This is a genomic window from Pseudoduganella rivuli (assembly GCF_009674485.1).
GTDB classification, from domain to species: domain Bacteria; phylum Pseudomonadota; class Gammaproteobacteria; order Burkholderiales; family Burkholderiaceae_D; genus Rugamonas; species Rugamonas rivuli_B.
The window spans coordinates 18274-38610 of sequence record NZ_WKJJ01000004.1; the positions used below are offsets into that span (position 1 = coordinate 18274).

19 protein-coding genes are annotated in these 20337 nt (G+C 61.2%); 10 read left to right on the forward strand and 9 right to left on the reverse strand.

Annotated elements, in window-relative coordinates:
• The first annotated feature begins 9 nt into the window (after positions 1-9).
• Genes mshL through GJ700_RS07130 form a run of 3 tightly spaced genes read left to right on the forward strand, consistent with a single transcriptional unit; the run spans position 10 to position 3946 of the window.
• A complete protein-coding gene (gene mshL, locus GJ700_RS07120) occupies positions 10-1812 on the forward strand; it encodes a pilus (MSHA type) biogenesis protein MshL (RefSeq protein WP_154372075.1) in 1803 nt (600 codons plus the stop codon).
• Between the two features lie 12 nt (positions 1813-1824).
• The gene (locus GJ700_RS07125) at positions 1825-2724 is read left to right on the forward strand and encodes an ExeA family protein (protein WP_154372077.1); all 900 of its coding nucleotides are present in this window, start codon (positions 1825-1827) and stop codon (positions 2722-2724) included.
• 10 nt (positions 2725-2734) lie between these two features.
• Positions 2735-3946: a tetratricopeptide repeat protein gene (locus tag GJ700_RS07130; protein WP_154372079.1), complete on the forward strand. Its 1212-nt coding sequence runs from the start codon at positions 2735-2737 to the stop codon at positions 3944-3946.
• 75 nt (positions 3947-4021) lie between these two features.
• On the opposite strand, the gene GJ700_RS07135 is transcribed toward GJ700_RS07130, so the two are convergent.
• The 3 genes from GJ700_RS07135 to GJ700_RS07145 form a co-directional block, all read right to left on the reverse strand.
• Positions 4022-5023, reverse strand: coding sequence for an HD-GYP domain-containing protein (locus GJ700_RS07135; RefSeq protein ID WP_229506858.1), 1002 nt, complete (start codon positions 5021-5023; stop codon positions 4022-4024).
• Positions 5024-5073: 50 nt separating this feature from the next.
• Positions 5074-6261, reverse strand: a complete 1188-nt coding sequence (locus GJ700_RS07140; protein ID WP_154372081.1) for a pyridoxal phosphate-dependent aminotransferase — start codon at positions 6259-6261, stop codon at positions 5074-5076.
• 86 nt (positions 6262-6347) lie between these two features.
• Entirely contained in the window at positions 6348-6812 is a 465-nt protein-coding gene (locus GJ700_RS07145) for a putative toxin-antitoxin system toxin component, PIN family (RefSeq protein ID WP_154372084.1), read from the reverse strand.
• 31 nt (positions 6813-6843) lie between these two features.
• On the opposite strand from GJ700_RS07145, the gene yaaA reads away from it, so the two are divergent.
• Positions 6844-7617, forward strand: a complete 774-nt coding sequence (yaaA, locus tag GJ700_RS07150; RefSeq protein WP_154372086.1) for a peroxide stress protein YaaA — start codon at positions 6844-6846, stop codon at positions 7615-7617.
• A gap of 87 nt (positions 7618-7704) precedes the next feature.
• On the opposite strand, the gene GJ700_RS07155 is transcribed toward yaaA, so the two are convergent.
• Positions 7705-8505: an outer membrane protein assembly factor BamD gene (locus GJ700_RS07155; RefSeq protein ID WP_154372088.1), complete on the reverse strand. Its 801-nt coding sequence runs from the start codon at positions 8503-8505 to the stop codon at positions 7705-7707.
• 65 nt (positions 8506-8570) lie between these two features.
• On the opposite strand from GJ700_RS07155, the gene GJ700_RS07160 reads away from it, so the two are divergent.
• The 4 genes from GJ700_RS07160 (at position 8571) to phaR (ending at position 13271) form a co-directional block, all read left to right on the forward strand.
• Positions 8571-9680 carry an RluA family pseudouridine synthase gene (locus GJ700_RS07160; RefSeq protein ID WP_371867864.1) on the forward strand — a complete coding sequence of 370 codons (1110 nt, stop codon included), beginning with the start codon at positions 8571-8573 and terminating at the stop codon, positions 9678-9680.
• Between the two features lie 67 nt (positions 9681-9747).
• Positions 9748-10479 carry a peptidoglycan editing factor PgeF gene (gene pgeF / locus GJ700_RS07165; RefSeq protein ID WP_229506888.1) on the forward strand — a complete coding sequence of 244 codons (732 nt, stop codon included), beginning with the start codon at positions 9748-9750 and terminating at the stop codon, positions 10477-10479.
• A 305-nt stretch (positions 10480-10784) separates the two neighbouring features.
• Positions 10785-12521 carry a class I poly(R)-hydroxyalkanoic acid synthase gene (gene phaC / locus GJ700_RS07170; protein ID WP_154372092.1) on the forward strand — a complete coding sequence of 579 codons (1737 nt, stop codon included), beginning with the start codon at positions 10785-10787 and terminating at the stop codon, positions 12519-12521.
• 192 nt (positions 12522-12713) lie between these two features.
• On the forward strand, positions 12714-13271 hold the full coding sequence (phaR, locus tag GJ700_RS07175; RefSeq protein WP_154372094.1) for a polyhydroxyalkanoate synthesis repressor PhaR: 558 nt from the start codon (positions 12714-12716) through the stop codon (positions 13269-13271).
• A 54-nt stretch (positions 13272-13325) separates the two neighbouring features.
• Here the strand turns inward: phaR and GJ700_RS07180 are convergent, their stop codons facing one another.
• Together GJ700_RS07180 and aqpZ are read right to left on the reverse strand one after the other, a co-directional pair.
• Positions 13326-14222: a flagellin N-terminal helical domain-containing protein gene (locus GJ700_RS07180; RefSeq protein ID WP_195763808.1), complete on the reverse strand. Its 897-nt coding sequence runs from the start codon at positions 14220-14222 to the stop codon at positions 13326-13328.
• A gap of 159 nt (positions 14223-14381) precedes the next feature.
• Complete coding sequence (aqpZ, locus tag GJ700_RS07185; RefSeq protein WP_154372098.1) at positions 14382-15077, reverse strand: aquaporin Z; 696 nt, start codon at positions 15075-15077, stop codon at positions 14382-14384.
• A gap of 164 nt (positions 15078-15241) precedes the next feature.
• Here aqpZ and rimO point away from each other — a divergent pair, with 164 nt between their 5' ends.
• Positions 15242-16639: a 30S ribosomal protein S12 methylthiotransferase RimO gene (gene rimO, locus GJ700_RS07190; protein WP_154372100.1), complete on the forward strand. Its 1398-nt coding sequence runs from the start codon at positions 15242-15244 to the stop codon at positions 16637-16639.
• Between the two features lie 72 nt (positions 16640-16711).
• Positions 16712-17875: a cystathionine beta-lyase gene (locus GJ700_RS07195; protein WP_154372102.1), complete on the forward strand. Its 1164-nt coding sequence runs from the start codon at positions 16712-16714 to the stop codon at positions 17873-17875.
• 38 nt (positions 17876-17913) lie between these two features.
• Here GJ700_RS07195 and GJ700_RS07200 read toward each other — a convergent pair whose 3' ends face one another.
• The 3 genes from GJ700_RS07200 to GJ700_RS07210 all read right to left on the reverse strand — a co-directional run bounded on the left by GJ700_RS07200 (position 17914) and on the right by GJ700_RS07210 (position 20138).
• Entirely contained in the window at positions 17914-18366 is a 453-nt protein-coding gene (locus GJ700_RS07200; protein WP_154372105.1) for an STY0301 family protein, read from the reverse strand.
• Positions 18367-18381: 15 nt separating this feature from the next.
• Entirely contained in the window at positions 18382-19701 is a 1320-nt protein-coding gene (locus GJ700_RS07205) for a DUF2252 domain-containing protein (protein WP_154372107.1), read from the reverse strand.
• Positions 19702-19778: 77 nt separating this feature from the next.
• Positions 19779-20138 carry a DUF4870 family protein gene (locus GJ700_RS07210; protein ID WP_154372109.1) on the reverse strand — a complete coding sequence of 120 codons (360 nt, stop codon included), beginning with the start codon at positions 20136-20138 and terminating at the stop codon, positions 19779-19781.
• Positions 20139-20337 lie beyond the last annotated feature (199 nt).

Genomic DNA, 20337 nt, shown 5'->3' on the forward strand with positions numbered 1-20337 from the left:
GATAAGAACATGCAAAAACTGACGATGGCGGCCTGCGCGCTGGGCACATTGCTGGCGCTGGCCGGTTGCCAGACCCCTTCCACGCGCGACACCTACGATGCGATCGGCAAGGAAATGCGCACGGCCACCGCCAGGGCGCCAACTGCGGCAGCCGCACCGGACGCGGTGGAAGCGGCGTTGTTGCCGCCGCTGCCCACGCTGGCGTCGCAGTTGCCGAAAGCGCGCCCCGTGCTGGACGAGCGTTTCAATGTTTCGTTCAACAACGTCCCGGTACAGCAATTCTTCAATTCCATCGTGGCCGGCACCCGCTACAACATGCTGATCCATCCGGAAGTCACGGGTAACATCACGGCACACCTGAAAGACGTGACGTTGATGGAAGCGCTGGACGCGATCCGCGAACTGTATGGCTACGATTACAAGGTGGAAGGCACGCGCATTTATATCCGTCCGCTGACCATGCAGACGCGCATGTTCAAGGTCAATTACCTGACCGCGACGCGCAAGGGCACGTCCAATGTGCGGGTGTCCTCGACGTCCGTGGGCTCGGTCGGTGCGCAAACGTCGGGCGGCAGTGGCAGTAACAGTGGCGGCGGCCAGAACAACCAGCTACAGCAAAACAATAACCAGCCCGGCCAGCCCGGCCAGCCGGGGCAGCAGGGCCAGCAGGGGATGGACGCCAGCAACGTCACGACGTCGATGGAGTCGGACTTCTGGAAAGATTTGAAGGCCGCGCTGGAAGCGCTGGTCGGCGGCCAGGGCGACGGCCGCAGCGTGGTGATCTCGCCGCAGTCCGGCGTGATCGTGGTGCGCGCAATGCCGGACCAGTTGCGTTCCGTCGACCAGTACCTGAAAGCCACGCGTCTGGCGGTCGAGCGCCAGGTGATCCTGGAAGCGAAGATCCTGGAAGTGCAGCTGAACAGCGGTTACCAGACCGGTATCAACTGGGCGTCGTTCGCGTCGTTCAAGACCGGGCATGACAACCGCGTCTCGGGCGGGTTCCTGTCGCCGGGCACCTCGCTGGCGCCGCTGCCGTTCGCAGGCGGACAGCCGCCGACCATGACCAGTGGCGGTACCGCGGGCATTTCCGCCAGCACGGGCTTTAACATTGCCAACGCAGCCGCCAACGCGGGTTCGCTGTTCGGCCTGGCGTTCCAGACCAGTAATTTCGCGGCCATGATTTCGTTCCTGGAGTCGCAGGGTTCCGTGCACGTGCTGTCGAGCCCCCGCATTACCGCCATCAACAACCAGAAGGCCGTGCTGAAAATCGGCACCGACGAATTTTATGTGACGGGCGTGTCGACCACGACCAACAATACGGCGGCCGGCAACACCACCAGCCCGAATGTGACGTTGCAGCCGTTCTTTTCCGGCGTGGTGCTGGACGTGACGCCGCAAATCGATGACGAGGGCGGCATCATGCTGCACGTGCACCCGTCCGTCAGCCAGGTCACCACCGTCAACAAGACCGTCAACCTGGGCAGCGCCGGTTCGCTGAACTTGCCGCTGGCGGCGTCCAGCACATCGGAAATGGACAGCATGGTGCGGGGCCTGGACGGCCAGATCGTGGCGCTGGGCGGCCTGATGCGCCAGTCCACGACGGCGGACGATTCGCAAGTGCCGGGCGCCGACCGGGTGCCGGTGCTGGGCAACCTGTTCCGCAATACCGACCAGAAAATGCAGAAGCGCGAACTGGTGGTGCTGATCAAGCCCACCATCGTCGATGGCCCGGGCGCATGGAGCCAGGATGCGGAAGATGCGGCGCGCCGCATCGAGCAGCTGGAACCGCGCCGCCAGGGCGCCCGCAAGTAAGGGGTAAAGGCCATGTACGAATCCCATTTCGGCTTGCGTGAAGTACCATTTTCCATCACGCCCGACACCAGTTATTTCTTTACCAGCCCGCATTCGCAGGAAGCGCTGAACACCTTGCTGGTGGCGGCGCGCACCGGCGAAGGCTTTATCAAGATCACGGGCGAGGTCGGTACCGGCAAGACGCTGCTGTGCCGCAAATTCCTGTCCACCCTGGGCGAGGAATTCGTCACCGCCTACATCCCGAATCCCTACCTGGAGCCGCGCACGCTGATGCTGGCGCTGGCCGACGAACTGGAACTGACGCTGGAGCGCGACGTCGACCAGCACCAGATGCTGAAGTCGATCACGTTCCGCCTGCTCGAACTGGCGGCGCAAGGCAAGCAAGTGCTGCTGTGCCTGGACGAGGCGCAGGCGATTCCCATCGAAAGCCTGGAAGCGCTGCGCCTGCTGACGAACCTGGAAACGGAAAAACGCAAATTGCTGCAAATCGTGCTGTTCGGCCAGCCTGAGCTGAACGCCCACCTGGAAAGTCCCGTGATCCGGCAACTGGCGCAGCGCATCACGTTCCACTACCACCTGGGCGCCTTGTCGCGCGACGACATCGATTACTACCTGGCGCACCGGCTGCGCGTGGCGGGCTTTTCCGGCGGGCGCCTGTTCACAGCCGCGGCCGTCCGGAAACTGTATGCGGCCACGGGCGGCATTCCCCGCCTGGTCAATATCATGGCGCACAAATCGCTGATGCTGGCATACGGCGAGGGCCGCCAGCAAGTGGACAAGCAGCACGTGCAGGCGGCGGCTTCCGATACCGTCGGCGGGCGGCGCAACAAGGTGGCATGGCCATGGATTGCGGCGGCGGCCGCGGGATTGCTGGCGGCAGGCGGTGGCCTGGCGTGGGCGCTGGTGAAATGAGCGGCGGCCTATGAGCTTGATTAACAAAATGCTGCAAGACCTCGATGCGCGCGGCGGCGCCGGGGCGAAGGCGGGCGGCGAGTCCGTGCGTTCGGTATCGGTGTCCGGTGCGCGTTCGCCAGCGATGCTGGCCGTGCGGACCGGCGTTGCGCTGGTGGCGCTGGCGCTGACAGCCTGGTATGGCTGGACCCAGTGGCACAAGCCGCCACCGTTCAAGGCGCCGAAGCCGCTCGATCCCGCGCTGGCGGTGCCTGCACCAGCACCCGCATCCGTAGCTGTACCCGCCAAGGCGGCCGGCAATGCAGCGCCGCCGGTTGCCGCCAATGCACTGCCGGGCCCGGACCAGGCCGCGCTGGAGGAAAGCCGGGCCGCGCGCGCGGAACGCATCGAAGCGCGCCGCAAGCGGGAAGGGGAGCTGCAACCGGCGCGGGAAACGCAGGCGGCCGGGCAAGCCGCGCTGGCCGAGCAACTGGCCGAGGCCAAACGCAAGGCCAAAGCGGCGAAGGCGGAAGCGAAGGCGCTGGCCGCCGGCGCCACGGAACAATCCGCGACGGCGCCGCGTACCCAGCCAGCCGCACAGGCGCATGTGCAACCGCGCGTCGCCGCCAGGGCGGCGCCGCAGCGCGAAGCGGAGACGTCCGGCGTCACCGTGACGTCGCAGCAGCAGGGTGAGAACGCGTACAAGCGCGCGCTGGCGTCGCTGCAGGAAGGCCGCGTGCAGGACGCCATGGCCAGCCTGGAACAGGCGGTGTTTGCCTATCCGCGCCACGATGCGGCGCGCCAGGCGCTGGTGGGCTTGCTGCTGGAAGCGCGGCGCCATGAAGAAGCCATGCGCCATTTGCAACTGGGGCTGGGCCTCGATCCCAAGCAGCAGCAAATGGCCATGCTGCTGGCCCGCCTGCAAATCGAACGGGGCGGCCCGGCTGTCGAAACCTTGATGCGTACGTTGCCGTATGCGGGCAATAACCCGGATTACCTGGCATTCCTGGCCGGCGCCCTGCAAAAGGGGCAGCGCCACAAGGAAGCGGTCGAGCAATACCAGGCCGCCTTGCGCCTGATGCCGCAAAACGGCGTGTGGTGGATGGGGATGGGAATTTCGCTGCAGGCCGACAAGCGTAACGGCGAAGCGGCGGACGCTTACCAGCGCGCCAAGGCCAGCGGCAGCCTGTCGCCGGAACTGGCGTCGTTCGTGGAAAGGAAGCTGGCGCAGCTGCCGCGTTGATGCTGGCTTGGCGGCTTCCTGCGGAAACCGCCCTACGGGTTTTGCCGTATCGGTATTAGCGGCGGTGGCGGCCTTTCAAAGGCTGGCCTGCTCGCCCCAGATCTGTTTCATGGAAAAGCGCACGTCGGCCTGGTCCTCGCTCAATGCTTCGCTGATTGCGCATTCCGGTTCGGTGGAGCGGCGCACGATCTGGATCATGCCGGACGCGTTGCGCAGCGGCTTGCCGGAAGCGTCGCGCAGGCATTGCACCTGCACTTCGCCATCGCCGTCGCGCTGCGTCACCACGCCGATTTCCGCATTTTGCAGCCGCACCAGGGTGCCGGGCGGGAACTTGCCCACGACGGCGGCAAATTGCGTGCACAGCGCCTTGTCGTCGAATTTCTCTTCGTCGTCCATCAGCCTGGCCAGCGCCTTGTCCGGCAACACGGAACAGCGGTAGTTGCGGGCCGACACTTGCGCGCAATAGCGGTCCGCCAGGCTGATCAGGCGGGCATTTTGCTGGATTTCCACGCCGGAACAGCCGACCGGGTACCCGGTGCCGTCATCGTTTTCATGGTGCTGCAGCACGCACGCGATCCAGTCTTCGTCGCTGACGCCCGCGTCGCGCAGCAAATCCACGCTCTCCAGCGGGTGGCGGCGCACGATCGACATTTCTTCGCTGGTCAGCGCGGACGATTTGTGGAACGTGTTCTGATAACGCAGCATGCCGACATTCATCGTCAGCGACGCGGCCGTGATGGTCAGTATCTCGCTGTCCGCCTTGCGCAGGCCGTTGGCGACGATGATGGCGACGATGGCCGTTTCGATGCAGTGGCGCACCGCATAGGTACCGTTGATCTGGTTCAGGAAGATGCAGGCCAGTGCGATGTCCGGATTCAGTTCGACGGCCCGGATCACGTCGCGCGCGACGGCGCGCAATTCGCTTTCGGCGTTATGCTCGCTGCGCAAGTCCACCAGCAATTTTTCCAGCCGGCGGTTTGCCGCATTCAATTCATGCAGCACCGATGGCGCCGCCGCTTGCGGCGCGGGCGTATCGCCCATGACAAGGTCTTTCAGGCTATTGATATATTGATTCATGGTCATCCCCAACCTGCAACCTCGTGGCCTGCTTGTGGCGGCCACTTTTTTTATATGCGCGCCAGCCGCTCCAGTGCGAGGGCCAGCGTGTCGTCCTTCTTCGCAAAGCAGAAGCGGACGATGCCGGATTCCTTGCCTTGCCGGTAAAACGCGGACACGGGGATGGCCGCCACTTTAATTTCCGTAGTCAGCCATTCGGCGAATTCCGCTTCGCGCATGTCCGATATCCCATCATAACGCACACACTGGAAATAAGTCCCGTCCGCAGGCAATAACGTGAAGCGGCTGCCCTGTAAACCGTTGCGGAAAAGGTCACGCTTGCGCTGGTAAAACGCGGGCAGTTCCAGGTACGGTTTTGGATCGGCCATGTACGACGCGATGCCATGTTGCATCGGCGTATTGACCGAGAAGACGTTGTACTGGTGCACCTTGCGGAATTCCACCGTCAGCGCCGCCGGCGCGGCCACATAGCCGATTTTCCAGCCCGTGACGTGATACGTCTTGCCGAAACTGGAGACGACAAAGGCCCGCGCCGCCAGTTCCGGATGGCGGCACACGGATTCGTGGCGGGCGCCGTCATACACCATGTGTTCATACACTTCGTCCGACAAAATCAGCACTTCCGTGCCGCGCACGATATCGGCCAGTGCCTGCAAATCCGCTTCGCGCAGCACGGCGCCGGTGGGATTATGCGGCGTGTTGATCAGGATCATGCGGGTCTTCGCCGTCACGGCGGCCTGCACCTGGTCCCACGGCACCGCGTAACCCTGTTCACCGACCGTCATCGCGACCGTGACGGGAATGCCGCCGGCCAGTTCGATGGCGGGCTGGTACGAGTCGTATGCCGGTTCGATGACGATGACTTCGTCGCCCGGGTGCACGGCGCACAGGATGGCCGTGGTCAGCGCCTGGGTGGCGCCGCTGGTGACGGTGATTTCCGTGTCCGGGTTGTACTGGCAGCCATAGATCGCGGCGACTTTATTGGCGATCGCATGGCGCAGCACCGGCGCGCCCGTCATGAACGGGTATTGGTTGAAGCCGGCGCGCATGGCGTCCGTCACCATGTCCGTCAGGGCCGGGTCGCACGCGAAGTCGGGAAAACCCTGGCCCAGGTTGACGGCGCCATGTTCCTGTGCCAGCGCCGACATGCGGGTGAACACGGTTGTTCCGACCGCCGGCAAACGGGTGGTCAGGGTGGGCGTATCGGTGGCAACTGGCGGAATTTGACGGCTGTTCATGGATGGATGGCGAAAGATGCGTAAAGCTTATTCTAACGCAGCATCCCGCGTGCAAGTGTTGCTCTTATGCCTATTTTTCCATGGGATCAAGCTTTCAGGCGCCACGCGTCCGGCTGGACGATCTGGAACATGCCGGCTTTCGCCAGTTTGCGCGCCAGTTTCAGCAGCGCCTTGTCTTTCGTGATCAGCGTGTGGGCACCCGCGTCGCGCGCCAGTTCCAGGAATTTCTGGTCGTCGCGGTCGCTGCATACCGGCAGGCGCGTACCGGACACGGGCGGCGCCACCACCTTGATCAGGGCGTCGAAGCGGGCCGCGCAGGCGGGACGGCTGTCGTCGTCGAGCGGCAAATGGGGGTAGTGCAGCACCACCAGGTATTCGTCGCGGCAATCGGCGCGCGTGATGGCTTCCACCGCGCCGCTTTCCATCGCACGCAACAGTTCCGCGCGGCGGGGATCGTTGAACACGAACAAGTCGAGGCAGACATTGGTATCGAGCACCAGGCGCCGGGGTAATTTGGGTTGGTTCGATGGAACGGGTATGATGTCGGACATTTTTGATTCTAAGTAAGTTTTTTTGGATTGTATGCTGATAGTACTGTCGCCCGCAAAAAGCCTGGACCTGGAAACGCCGCCGACCACCCCGCTGCGCACCGAACCCCAGTTTCTCGACCATTCTTCCCAGTTGATTCACCGTTTGCGTGAATTCGCGCCGGCGGAGATCGGCGAACTGATGGATATTTCCGATACGTTGTCGGCGCTGAACGTGGCGCGCTATGCATCGTGGACCAAGGATACGACCGAAGCCCGGCCTGCCGTCATGACCTTCGATGGCGACGTCTACGACGGCCTGGCGGCCCGCACGCTGACGCCAGGGCAGCTCGACTACACGCAATCGCGCGTGCGCATCCTGTCCGGCCTGTACGGCATGTTGCGCCCGCTCGACGTGATCCACCCGCACCGGCTGGAAATGGGTACGCGCCTGTCGAACCCGCGCGGCAAGGATTTATATGCGTTCTGGGGCGATACCATCACCGAAGCGCTGAACCGCACGGTAGACGAGCAGGGCGCCGGGGTACTGGTCAACCTGGCGTCGGAAGAGTATTTCAAGTCGGTGCGCAAGGCGAAGCTGAAAGTGCCGGTCATCACGCCCGTGTTCGAAGACTGGAAGAACGGCAAATACAAGATCATTTCGTTTTACGCGAAACGCGCGCGCGGCTTGCTGGCCCGTTATGCCGCCGTTAATCACGTCAACGATCCGCAGCAGTTGAAGGCGTTTGATACGGATGGGTATGCGTACGTGCCGGACGCGTCGGATGACCGCAAGTGGGTGTTCAGGCGGCGAGTGGCGGAGGCTTAAGGGGAGGCTGGAGTGCGTAGGGCGGGTTTGACAAACCCGCCCTACGGGACGACGCTAACACATAGTTCTGCGGTAACGGCCCGGGAATCAGCCCCAGAATTTCCACCAGGCTTTTTCCTTGTCGCCGCCATCCTTCAGAAACTTGCTGTCAGGATAGTTTTGCTTGAAAACGCGCAGCGCATCGTCGTGCAATTGCTTGTTGCCCATCTTGTCGTAGCCGCGGATCATGATGAACAGCGCTTCTTCGATGGCCGGCGAATCGCGGTAATCGGCGATCACACCCTGGGCGCGGTTGATGGCGGCCAGGTAAGCGCCACGGCGGTAGTAATAACGCGCCACGTGCACTTCATAGGACGCCATGGCATTGATCAGGTATTTCATGCGGTCCAGCGCATCCGGCGTGTACTGGCTGTTGGGGAACTTTTCCACCAGCGCCTTGAACGCGGCAAACGCTTCGCGCGTGGCTTTCGGGTCACGCTCGGACGGGTCTTGCTCGTAAATAAAATTCAGGAAGCTGATTTGATCGTTAAAATTGATCAAGCCCCGCAGGTAATACATGTAGTCGACGTTTGCGTGGTTCGGGTGCAGCTTGATGAAGCGTTCGACGGCGGCCAGTGCCTGCGCCTGGTCTTGCGCCTTGTACTGGGCGTAGGCGATATTCATCTGTGCCTGCTGCGCGTACGTACCGAATGGATAGCTCGATTCCAGCCTTTCGAACAATTGAACGGCACGCTCGTAATGGCCACCTTCCAATTCCTCCATGGCCTCCGAGTATAATTTCGTCGCGGACCAGCCTTTGGTTTCATCCGCCTTCTCCGGCAGCAAACTACACGCGGATAAGCCAAGCAGTACTACGGTTGCTGCAATTACCGATAATTTTTTTTGCATGTTGTTTCGCAAGAACGTTTAACCAAATTTGATACAACTGGCTGATTATAGCCGATGGGAATGCTGTGACTTTAAACAATAATGAATTTGACGCCGACACTGATGACTTCCTGCCTGAAGACGAGGCCGGTGATCCGCTGGCGCCCATCGAGCTGCAGCTGGGGCCTGAAGTTTGCGGCGAACGCCTCGACAAAGTGATCTCCAAACTGGTGCCGCAATTCTCGCGCGGCCGCCTGCAAATGTGGATCGAAGAAGGCTTCGTCACGGTCGACGGCAAGTCCGCCAAAATCCGCGCCACCGTGTATGGCGACGAAAAAGTCGTGATCCTGCCGCAGCCGGACCAGGAAACGGAAGCTTTCAAAGCGGAACCGATGGACCTGGACATCGTCTTCGAAGACGACCACCTGATTGTCGTCAACAAGCCGGCCGGCCTGGTCGTCCACCCGGGGTCCGGCAACTGGTCGGGCACGCTGCTGAACGGGCTGCTGCACCATTGCCCGGCGCTGCGCGGCGTGCCGCGCGCCGGTATCGTGCACCGCCTGGACAAGGATACGTCCGGCCTGATGGTGGTGGGCAAGACGCTGGCGGCGCAAACGGAACTGGTGCGCCAGTTGCAAGCGCGTACCGTCAAGCGCGAATACTGGTGCCTGGTCTGGGGCACGCCGCAACTGACCGGCACCATCAATTTGTCGATGGGCCGCCATCCGCGCGACCGCGTGAAAATGGCCGTGTCGAACATGATGGGGTCGAAACCCGCGATCACGCGCTACGAACGGATTCAATCGGGTACGCTGGATGACCGTCCGGTCAGCCTGGTGCAGTGCCGCCTGGAAACGGGCCGCACCCACCAGATCCGCGTGCACATGTCGCACATCGGTTTCCCGCTGATCGGCGACCAGGTGTACGGCAAGGCGCACTTGACGCATTACTTCCCGCGCCAGGCATTGCAGGCGCGCCGCCTGGGCCTGAACCACCCGGCGACCGGCGAAGCGGTCGAGTGGCGCGTTCCGCTGGCTGATGATTTCGCCGAGCTGCTGGACGAATGCGATATTGACAATCCGGGCCTGAACGACGTGGGCGCCGAAGAAGAGGAAGTCACCTATGACTACGACTTCGGCCATGACGACGATGACGACGATGACGACGAGCACGAAGTTGAAATCATCCGCATGTAACGGCCTGGAGGCGCCCGGTTGGGCGCCGCCCGACTGGCCGGAACTGCCCGCCACCGTGGGCGCGTTGATGACGATGCGCCGCGGCGGTGTCAGCCCTGCGCCGTATGACGACGGGCAGGGCGGCGGCGGCCTCAATCTGGGCACCCATGTCGGCGACGCGCCGCACCGCGTGGCGGCCAACCGCGCCGCGCTGACGGCGGTGTTGCCGGAAGAGCCCGTCTGGATGAGCCAGGTGCATGGCGTCGCGGTGGCCAATGCGGACAAACTCCGTCCCGGCGACGTTCCCGAAGCCGATGCCGCGGTGGCGCGCCGTCCCGGCGCCGTGTGCACCGTCATGACGGCCGATTGCCTGCCGGTGCTGTTTTGCGACAGCGCCGGGACCATCGTCGGCGCGGCCCACGCAGGCTGGCGCGGCCTGGCTGGCGGCGTGCTGGAGCAGACCGTGCAAACCATGCGCGGTGATGGGGCGGAAGAAATCCTGGCCTGGCTGGGCGTCGCCATCGGCCCGGCAAAATTCGAAGTGGGCGAGGAAGTGCTGCAAGCATTCGTGGCGCGGGCCGCCGACGCCGCGATGGAACAGGTGATCCGTTCCGCCTTCCGCGCCATCGATGGCAAGCCGGGCAAATACCTGGCCGATATCTACAAACTGGCGCGTTGCCTGCTGAATGCGATTGGCGTGACGCGCATTGCCGGCGGCGAATATTGCACTGTGTCAAATTCAGGGCGTTTTTATTCATACCGCCGCGACGGCGCGACGGGGCGCCAGGCCAGTTTGATCTGGATCAAGAAATCCAGTTGACCTTTACGGGCGCCGGATCAGTCTGGCGCTCCTTCTCCTTCAGGGCTAGCCGCAGCGGTGGTTTTTGTAGTATGCTGCGTTGCAGCATTTTCCCGTTCCAACGCAGCCCGGCGACGCCGCCGTCTGCCTCCGCCAGTTATATAAATAAGTATTCCTAATGGCAAGACACAGTACATTAAAAACGTCATAATGCCGGCAACGACAGTAGGTTCGGTAAACGCCATCAGCGCTACCACGTAGATCCAAGCAACAGCAATCAGCAACATAAGCAGTCTCGGTTAACACTCACGACAATGGACTTAAACATGAAATTGCCTGATCCTCAAGCCTTTGCCAACGCCTGGATGTCGCAGTTCAGCGACCCCAACCAATGGCAATCCTGGTTCAACATGGTGCCCGAAGTTCAATCGCACCCGGTGACGGCGATCCTGCGCGATGCGGGAGCCGCCATCAAGCCTGACGTGATCGAGCAACTGAAAAACGACTATATCGCGCAGTTTTCCACGCTGTGGCAGGATTTTATCGGCGGTAAATCGCCGGAAGTGTCGGACCGCCGTTTTTCGTCGGCGGCATGGCAAAGCAATCCGGTCACGGCATTCAATGCCGCATCATACCTGCTGAACGCGAAATTCCTGACCGCCATGGCGGAATCCATCGATGCGGCCCCGCAGCAACAGCAGCGTATCCGTTTCGCCGTCCAGCAAGTGGTGGATGCGATGTCGCCGGCCAATTTCCTGGCCACGAATCCGGAAGCCCAGCAAAAGCTGATGGAAACCAAGGGCGAAAGCCTGACCAAGGGCCTGGCGAATATGCTGGCCGACATGAATAAAGGCCATATTTCGCTGTCCGATGAATCGGCCTTCGAAGTGGGCAAAAACCTGGCCAATACCCCGGGCCAGGTGGTGTATGAAAACGACTTGTTCCAGCTGATTCAATACACGCCGACCACGGAAACCGTGCACGAGCGTCCATTGCTGCTGGTGCCGCCTTGCATTAACAAGTTCTATATCCTGGATTTGCAGCCGGAAAATTCGCTGGTGCGCTATGCGGTGGAGCAGGGCAATACCGTGTTCCTGGTTTCGTGGCGCAATCCGGACCAGTCGATGGCGAAAACCACGTGGGACGATTATGTCGACCGCGGCGTGATCAACGCCGTGCACCTGGTGCAGGAAATCTCCGGCCAGGACAAGATGAATATCCTGGGCTTCTGCGTGGGTGGCACGTTGACCGGTACGTCGCTGGCCGTCATGGCGGCGCGTGGCGAACATCCTGCCGCCAGCGTGACCCTGCTGACCACGTTCCTGGACTTTGCCGATACCGGTGTGCTGAGCGTGTTTGTCGACGAGACGCAAGTGGCGTTGCGCGAGCAAACCCTGAAGGCGGGCGGCCTGATGCCGGGCCGCGACCTGGCGACCACGTTCTCCAGCCTGCGTCCGAACGACCTGGTGTGGAATTACGTGCAGTCGAATTACCTGAAGGGTAACGAGCCGCCGCCATTCGATTTGCTGTACTGGAATTCGGACAGCACGAATTTGCCGGGCCCGATGTTCTGCTGGTACCTGCGCAATACCTACCTGGAAAATAACCTGAAGCACCCGGGTAAATTGACCGTGGCCGGTGAAAAAGTCGACTTGTCCGCCATCGATGCGCCGGCATTTATTTACGCGTCGCGCGAAGACCATATCGTGCCGTGGGCGGCCGCTTATGCATCGAACGACATCCTGAATCCGAAAAAGCCGAAGAATAACCGCTTCATCCTGGGCGCCTCCGGTCACATCGCGGGTGTCATCAATCCGGCGTCGAAAAACAAGCGCAGCTATTGGAGCAACGATGCCGCGCCGAAGAAGGGCGCCAAGCGTCCGGATGCGCAAGCGTGGCTCGATGGCGCCACCGAGCACAAAGGCAGCTGGTGGGGTGAGTGGGCAGCATTCCTGGCCGAACACGGCGGCAAGGATGTGCCTGCGCCGAAAATGCATGGCAGCAAGAAATATCTGCCAATCGAAGCGGCGCCGGGCCGGTATGTGAAAGCCCGGGCGGACTGATTTCGGGTGCCGGGTGGATCACCCGGCTGTTGCGTTGCGGCCGCTATCATGTTGCAACGCGAAAACCTGTGCCACCCGCGTTTTTTTCACTCTATAATAGGCGCAAGAGGCATACGTAAGAAAGCGGACCTTGGTCCGCTTTTTTTTCAAAATAACCGTGAACGCGCTGCGGCGCAAAAAATGGAACTTGTGATGAGTAGTGTAAAGAAAAACGCGGAACGCTTGATCAAGAAATACCCTAATCGCCGTTTATACGACACGCAAACCAGTTCCTACATCACCTTGACCGATGTGAAACAGCTTGTGCTCGACAACGAAGAATTCACCGTGGTCGACGCCAAGTCGAATGAAGATTTGACGCGCAGTATCCTGCTGCAAATCATTCTGGAAGAAGAAGCCAGTGGCGTGCCGATGTTTTCCACCGGCGTGCTGGCGCAAATCATTCGCTATTATGGCCACGCCATGCAGGGGATGATGGGTTCGTACCTGGAAAAGAATGTCGAGGCATTCACCGATATCCAGCGTAAATTCACCAGCGCCACGCTCGATGGCAAACCGTTCAGCCCGGAAATGTGGTCCCAGTTTATGAACGTACAGGGACCGATCATGCAGGGCATGATGAATAATTACATCGACCAGAGTAAAACCCTGTTCGTGCAAATGCAGGAACAAATGCAAAACCAGAGCAAGTCGCTGTTCAGCGCATTCCCGTTCATGAATCCGGTGGTGCCGCCGACGGACAAGAAATAAAAAAAAGCCGGGTTTGAAAACCCGGCTTTTTCTTTCCGTACTCTTCAGTGCCTGTTACTGCAGCAGTGAAATCACCAGCGCGGGCGTCACATTACTCTTGCGCATCATCGCGGTGCTTGATTGCAGCAGCATCAATTGCACCGTCGCATTCGCGGTTTCATCGGCAAAATCCGCATCCATGAAACGGCCTTCCGACGCCTGGCCGTTTTCCACCGCGGTTTGCAGGTTGTTGAACGTGTGGTCGAGGCGGTTGATCAGCGCGCCCAGTTCCGAGCGGGATTGCGCCACCAGGTTGATGGCGGTATTGATGCGGCCCATCACGGCATTCGCGCCGCCCGAACTCAACAATTCCGCGCCGGTATCGGTGACCCGGGTTTCAATGATATTGCCCGGCAACACCACCTGGTAGGGCACATTCACGCCGGACGTGTTGCGGGTCGCATCCAGCGCATTGTTGTATAGGGTTTCGAACTGGTATTGCGTGCTTTCCTCGGCGGTGGCGCCGAACTGGAAGCGGGTGATGAAATCGTTGGCGGCTTTACCGGTCAGCAAACCGTTTTCACCGTACAGCAAGTCTTCCTTCACCAGGCGTTCATTCTGCTTGCCCAGCTCATCGTATTCGACCTGCATGGCTTCGCGGTCGGCGTCCGTATAGCTGGCGTCGGCTGCCTGCGTGGCCAGTTCCTGCATGCGGAACATGGAACGGTTCAAGCCTTCCAGCACGGAATCCATGGTTTGCAGCTTGGAAATGGAATTCTGCGTATTACGCATCGCCATTTTCATGCCTGCGTTTTGCGCATGCAGGCGCGTGGCGATTTGCAGGCCGGCGGCGTCGTCCTGGCCTGAGTTGATCCGGTAACCGGTCGCGAGTCGCTCGTTCGACACGCTCAGCAAGCGCTGAGAGCGGCCGGCCGCGTTGATGGCGGCAAGCGAGGCGTGGTTTGTGTGCATGCTGAGCAAGGTATTTTTTCCCTTAGGAAAATCTTGACTTGGATTAATTGTACTACACACCACGGTTACCGCCTGACGCATTTTTGCATCAGTCGCGGATTTTCAGTCGCTGTCGCAAGGAAAAGGCCCGGCCGTTTTTCATGGCCGGGCTCAGTCGGCTCAGTCGTTATCGAGCAGCGCGTTGTAGATCACCGCGCCAAGGATGGCGCCGACAATCGGCGCCACCCAGAACAGCCACAAGTCACCCATGGCGCCGGTTTGTGCAAACAGGGCCGGGCCCGTGCTGCGGGCCGGATTGACGGACGTATTCGAGACCGGGATCGACACCAGGTGGATCAAGGTCAGGCACAGGCCGATCGCCAGGCCGCCAAAGCCGCCGGCCGCGCGCTTGGACGTGGCGCCCAGGATCACGATCAGGAAGATGGCCGTCATGACGACCTCGCACACCAGCACGGACACCATGCTGAAGCCGCCAGGGGAGTTGCTGCCATAGCCGTTCGACGCGAAGCCGCCCACGCCGGTAAAGCCGGCCTTGCCGGAAACGATCAGGAACAGCACGGCGGCGGCCGCGATGGCGCCCAGTACCTGGGAGGCGATGTAGCCGGGCAGTTCAGCGGCGGAAAAACGCTTGCCCACCACCAGGCCGATCGATACGGCGGGATTGAAGTGGCCGCCGGAAATCGGGCCCAGCGCATACGCGCCGGTCAGCACTGTCAGGCCGAAGGCCAGCGACACGCCCAGCAGGCCGATGCCGACCTGGGGAAATGCCGCCGCCAGTACGGCACTGCCGCAGCCACCCAGCGTCAGCCAGAACGTGCCGAGGAACTCGGCTGACCATTTTTTGACATTGCTCATTGTTGATTCTTTCGAAATGGGTTATGTAACCAAAAATATATTACTTTGGTTATATAACACATAAGTTTTACTAAATGCAATGACGGGGGGGCTGGGGATGGCGGGGAGCGGAGGGGAATACGCTATAATGGCAGATTCGCTCCAATTTTCGATAGTGATTCCCCATGCACGAAATTTCCCGTATTTCCAAGGACAAACAGGCCGCTGCCACCCCATCCGGGGCCGCGCCGAAAGTCGGATTCGTCTCGCTCGGTTGCCCGAAAGCGCTGGTCGATTCCGAACAGATCCTGACCCAGCTGCGCGCCGAGGGTTACGAGACCGCCAAATCGTATGATGGCGCCGACCTGGTGATCGTCAACACGTGCGGCTTCATCGATGCCGCCGTGCAGGAATCGCTGGATGCGATTGGCGAAGCGCTGGCGGAAAACGGCAAAGTCATCGTGACCGGCTGCCTGGGCGCCAAGAAAGACGGCGAAGGCAATGACCTGATCAAGTCCATTCACCCGAAAGTGCTGGCGGTGACAGGCCCGCACGCGCTGGGCGAAGTGATGCAGGAAGTGCACCACCACTTGCCGAAGCCGCACGAACCGTTCATCGACCTGCTGCCGCCCCAGGGCGTCAAGCTGACGCCGAAACACTATGCGTACCTGAAGATTTCCGAAGGCTGCAACCACCGCTGCAGCTTCTGCATCATCCCGTCGATGCGCGGCGACCTGGTGTCGCGTCCGATCGGTGAACTGATGCTGGAAGCGGAAAACCTGTTCAAGTCCGGCGTCAAGGAATTGCTGGTGATTTCGCAGGATACGTCGGCCTACGGTGTGGACGTGAAGTTCCGCTCCGGTTTCTGGAACGGCCGTCCGATCAAGACCCACATGACGCAACTGGCCGAAGCGCTGTCGCAGCTGGCCAAACAATATGGCGCATGGGTGCGCATGCACTACGTGTATCCATACCCGCACGTGGACCAGGTGATCCCGCTGATGGGCGAAAACCTGCTGCCCTACCTGGACATCCCGCTGCAGCATGCGCACCCGGACGTGCTGAAGCGCATGAAGCGCCCGGCCAGCGGCGAAAAAAACCTGGACCGCATCCAGGCCTGGCGCGCCATGAACCCGGACCTGACGATCCGCTCGACCTTCATCGCCGGCTTCCCCGGCGAGACGGAAAGCGAATTCGAATACCTGCTGGACTTCCTGAAGGAAGCGCAGATCGACCGCCTGGGCTGCTTCGCTTATTCCCCGGTGGAAGGCGCGACCGCCAATGCGCTGGACAATCCCGTGCCGGAAGAAGTGCGCGAAGAGCGCCGTGGCCGCGTGATGCTGCTGCAGGAAGAAATTTCCCGCAAGCGCTTGCAGGCGAAAGTCGGCAAGACCATCAAGGTACTGATCGACGAACTGACGCCTAGCGGCGCCAAGGGCCGTTCCGCCGCCGATGCGCCGGAAATCGACGGCGTCGTCTACGTGAAGAAACCGTTTGAACCGCACAAGAAACTCGTGGTGGGGCAATTCGTCGACGTGGAAGTCACGCGCGCTGACGCCCACGACCTGTGGGGCGAGGCATAAAGCTGCCTGAATCGAAGTAGAATCAGGGCGGGAGCGCATAACGCGCATCCCGCCTTTTTTTATCCGCGAGCCATGACCGACAAAAAATCCATCCAGACCTCCCTGATCCACACCGATTACGAAGCCCCGTCCGGCTTCGACGCTTTTCCGACGCCGATCCACCACGCGTCGACCGTGCTGTTCAAGAACGTGGCGGCGTTGCGTTCGGGCGAGTGGAAGGAAAAGAACGCGTACACCTATGGCTTGCACGGCACGCCCACCACGTTCACCCTGGAAGCGCGGCTGGCCGAGATCGAAGGGGGCTTGTATTGCCTGCTGGCGCCCAGCGGCCTGGCGGCCATCGCCATGGTCGACTTTGCGCTGCTGAAAAGCGGCGACGATGTGCTGCTGCCCGATAACGTCTACAACCCGAACCGCGAACTGGGCAAGTGGCTGGCGGATTTCGGTGTCACGGCCCGTTATTACGACCCGCTGGTGGGAGCGGGGATTGCGGAATTGATCCAGCCCAACACCAAGCTGGTGTGGACGGAGGCGCCGGGCTCGGTGTCGATGGAAGTGCCGGACTTGCCGGCCATATGCGCGGCGGCCCATGCGAAGGGGGCGCTGGTGGCGCTGGATAACACGTGGTCGGCCGGGCTGGCGCTGCGCGCGTTCGACATGGGCGTCGACATCGTCATGCAGGCGCTGACCAAGTACCAGTCGGGCGGTTCCGACGTCCTGATGGGCGCCGTGATTACGCGCGACCGCGCGATCCAGGATCGCATCGCCATGGCGCACATGCGGTTGGGGATGGGCGTCGGCGCCGACGATACGTACCTGGTGCTGCGCGGCTTGCCCACGATGAAATTGCGCTTTGAAGCGCATGACCGGGGCGCGCGCAAAGTTGCCGAATGGTTGAAGGCGCGGCCGGAAATCAGCAAGGTGCTGCATCCGGCACTGGAAGATTGCCCGGGCCACGCGACGTGGAAGCGCGACTTCAATGGGGCGGGCGGCTTGTTTTCCGTGCTGTTCGATCCCCGTTACACGGAAGAGCAGACCGACCGCTTCGTCGATGAACTGAAATTATTCGGGATCGGCTACAGCTGGGGAGGAGCCAACAGCCTGGCAGTGCCTTACCGCATCCAGGCCATGCGCAGGAACTGGCTGCATGGCGGCGTGCTGGTGCGGTTCAATATCGGCCTGGAAGACCCGGACGATTTGATTGCCGATATCACGCAGGCGCTGGCCAAGATGTAATCATGCGGGGCGGTCAAGCGGCCCCGCAATTACATCATTCAATTACACGTGATGGCGGGTTGCAGTTCGACCGTGTGACTGTCAGTCCCTTTGCCCTGGCGCTCCACCGTCTCGCGTTTGACGACGCATTGCGTCAGGCGCGGATCGAGTTTGCGCGCCAGTACCACTGTGGTATTGCTGTAGGTACAGCCTACCCATGTTTCGCCCTGCTTGTTGGCGGACAGGCGCCAGCGCGGTTCGTCGCCGGAATCGGCTTCCGGCGGCAACGGGCGGTCGTCGGCGGGATTGCCGACATACAGTTGGGTTTGTTCCAGCCGGAATTCGGCGGCGCCGCCGACAGGTTCCCAGCCTTCCGCCGTGGTCACGGCGGTGGACGCCAGGATGGTGGCGGGACAAATGATGTCGTCCGCGCCGGCCGCGCTGGCGGTATTGCCGAGCGCAATCGTTGCTGCCAATGCTGTCAAGAGTGTCGTCGTGAATGAGGTGCCCATGTCGCCCTCCGTCCTTCAATAGAGTGCTGTTCCTGCCCGCCTGGCGTCTCGGAATGCCTGCCAGTCCAGCTCCACCTGTACGGAGTAGCCGTAAGCAAAGGATACTAGTTCTTGTTGGAAACTGCTACTGCTGCCAAGCAATTCTGTGATGTGCTTGTCGATACTGTACCGGCCGGTTTCGATGTCGGCATCCTGGTCCGCCAGCACGTGGGCCGAAGCCAGCGCGATGCCGAGATAGCGGGCTGCATTTTCCAGCTTGCCCGCCGTCGTCAAATCCTGCGGCTCGAAATCCCGGTCATTGCCCGCCTTCTCGTGCACGTAGCAATGCATGCCTTCCACCATGGTCCAGCCATTCATGGGGTCGGGATCGACCTGGTGCGCGCGCTGTGTACGCGCCGTGCGGCAACCTTCGTGGCCCCCATACCATTCCGGCGCCATGGCGGGGCCACCCGCGCCAGTCACGGCGCTGGGGATCGCCTGTTTGACTTCCAGTAAAACCTGGTCGTCATTGCCTTGCAACAGTAGATACCAGCGCATTTTGCCCAGGCTGCCCATGCCGGCGCCCAGCCGCTGGCGCACATCCATCACGTTATAAAACGCGGGACCCTGGCGGATGGCCGGCGGAATCGATGCCGCGTAATTATCCATCGCGGCCAGCAGGGCGCCGCGCGTGCCGGACGAGACGGGCGCCAGGTCTTCGTGCGCTTCGACGAACCGGCGCAGGCCGCCTTCGTTGCGCTCCGTGTATTTATCCAGCAGGCGGGTGACATCCGCTTGTGCGGCGCGGCGGATCGTGTCCTGCACCACGCCACTGGTATTGTCTTCGGTCAGCCGGAACGGCAGTTCGCCGCGGTTGCCGCGGAAGCTCGCCATGCGGTCTTCATAAGCGCCGGCCAGCGCCTGGATGGAGGCGGTTATGCCGCCGTCGGCAATATGGTTTTGCCGGCCCAGCAACACCATGCTGGCGGCCAGGCGGCGCAAGTCCCAGATGTATTGCCCCAGGTAACCTTCATCGAAATCCGCGATGCCGAACACGGCGGTGCCGCTGCTGTCGCGGCGGGCGCCAAAGTTGCCGATATGGGCGTCGCCCGTCAACCATGTATACGCGGTGTGCTCCGTCGTGAAGGCGGACGGGTGGGTCGCCATATCCAGGTAAAACAAATGCGCGGTGGCGCGGAAGAATGGGAAGGCGGACGCGGCGTTCGCCATCTTTTCCATGCGGGTTTTCAGGTCGGCGCGGTTATGCGCGGCGAACTGGTGGTGATGCGCATAGAGTTGGCCAGCCACCCAGCTGGGACGCGACCTGGCCACGAAATTCGGGACGGGATTGATCATGGTTCATTCCTCCTCCGGCGATGCACTGGAACCAGCGTAGGCCATTTCCAGATGGAAATATTATCTTCGATCAAGCTTCATGGCATCGCACGGTTTTCATTCAGGTCGACCAGGCCCTTGATCAGCCGGTAAGCCTTCCACAGCCACGCACCGCACCAGATCACGATGGCCAGCGGAATGCCGATGATGGTGATCCACAGGGCGCCGCCGATCACCATCCAGACCAGGTACCACCAGAACGAGCGGATTTGCCAGCTATGGTGGCTGTGGACGAACGTGCCGGCGGTTTCCGGCCGTTTGACGTAATTAATGATCAGCGGGATGAAGGAAAACGCCCCCAGCGAAAACACGAAACTCACGGCATGGATGATGTACAGCCACCATGCCGTGTTCTTTGCCGACGCCACCTGTCCATCCATTACCAGTTCCGAAGCCATGACAATCTCCCGCTGCGTGAAATCAAATTCGTTGTGTAGATTTTAACAATATTTCCAAAGATCTGCTGGTGTTTGCGATGGTGTTGTCCAGGGCAATGGGCATATGGCCATAAATACAACAGCATCGCGCAAAGCAATCGTGCGGCCCGGAAAGTTGAAACCGCAATGTTATATTTTATTTATCGCTTTTCCGGCGCGG

Bases quoted from the DNA above. Each gene is read 5' to 3' on its own strand.
- GJ700_RS07210 (WP_154372109.1), bottom strand. From the start codon at position 20,138: ATGGCTTCGGAACTGGTAATGGATGGACAGGTGGCGTCGGCAAAGAAC.
- GJ700_RS07145 (WP_154372084.1), bottom strand. From the start codon at position 6,812: ATGTCCGACATCATACCCGTTCCATCGAACCAACCCAAATTACCCCGG.
- pgeF (WP_229506888.1), top strand. From the start codon at position 9,748: ATGACGATGCGCCGCGGCGGTGTCAGCCCTGCGCCGTATGACGACGGG.
- GJ700_RS07140 (WP_154372081.1), bottom strand. From the start codon at position 6,261: ATGAACAGCCGTCAAATTCCGCCAGTTGCCACCGATACGCCCACCCTG.
- GJ700_RS07205 (WP_154372107.1), bottom strand. From the start codon at position 19,701: ATGATCAATCCCGTCCCGAATTTCGTGGCCAGGTCGCGTCCCAGCTGG.
- GJ700_RS07130 (WP_154372079.1), top strand. From the start codon at position 2,735: ATGAGCTTGATTAACAAAATGCTGCAAGACCTCGATGCGCGCGGCGGC.
- rimO (WP_154372100.1), top strand. From the start codon at position 15,242: ATGCACGAAATTTCCCGTATTTCCAAGGACAAACAGGCCGCTGCCACC.
- GJ700_RS07200 (WP_154372105.1), bottom strand. From the start codon at position 18,366: ATGGGCACCTCATTCACGACGACACTCTTGACAGCATTGGCAGCAACG.
- mshL (WP_154372075.1), top strand. From the start codon at position 10: ATGCAAAAACTGACGATGGCGGCCTGCGCGCTGGGCACATTGCTGGCG.
- aqpZ (WP_154372098.1), bottom strand. From the start codon at position 15,077: ATGAGCAATGTCAAAAAATGGTCAGCCGAGTTCCTCGGCACGTTCTGG.
- GJ700_RS07195 (WP_154372102.1), top strand. From the start codon at position 16,712: ATGACCGACAAAAAATCCATCCAGACCTCCCTGATCCACACCGATTAC.
- yaaA (WP_154372086.1), top strand. From the start codon at position 6,844: ATGCTGATAGTACTGTCGCCCGCAAAAAGCCTGGACCTGGAAACGCCG.
- GJ700_RS07135 (WP_229506858.1), bottom strand. From the start codon at position 5,023: ATGAATCAATATATCAATAGCCTGAAAGACCTTGTCATGGGCGATACG.
- GJ700_RS07180 (WP_195763808.1), bottom strand. From the start codon at position 14,222: ATGCACACAAACCACGCCTCGCTTGCCGCCATCAACGCGGCCGGCCGC.
- GJ700_RS07155 (WP_154372088.1), bottom strand. From the start codon at position 8,505: ATGCAAAAAAAATTATCGGTAATTGCAGCAACCGTAGTACTGCTTGGC.
- GJ700_RS07125 (WP_154372077.1), top strand. From the start codon at position 1,825: ATGTACGAATCCCATTTCGGCTTGCGTGAAGTACCATTTTCCATCACG.
- phaC (WP_154372092.1), top strand. From the start codon at position 10,785: ATGAAATTGCCTGATCCTCAAGCCTTTGCCAACGCCTGGATGTCGCAG.
- phaR (WP_154372094.1), top strand. From the start codon at position 12,714: ATGAGTAGTGTAAAGAAAAACGCGGAACGCTTGATCAAGAAATACCCT.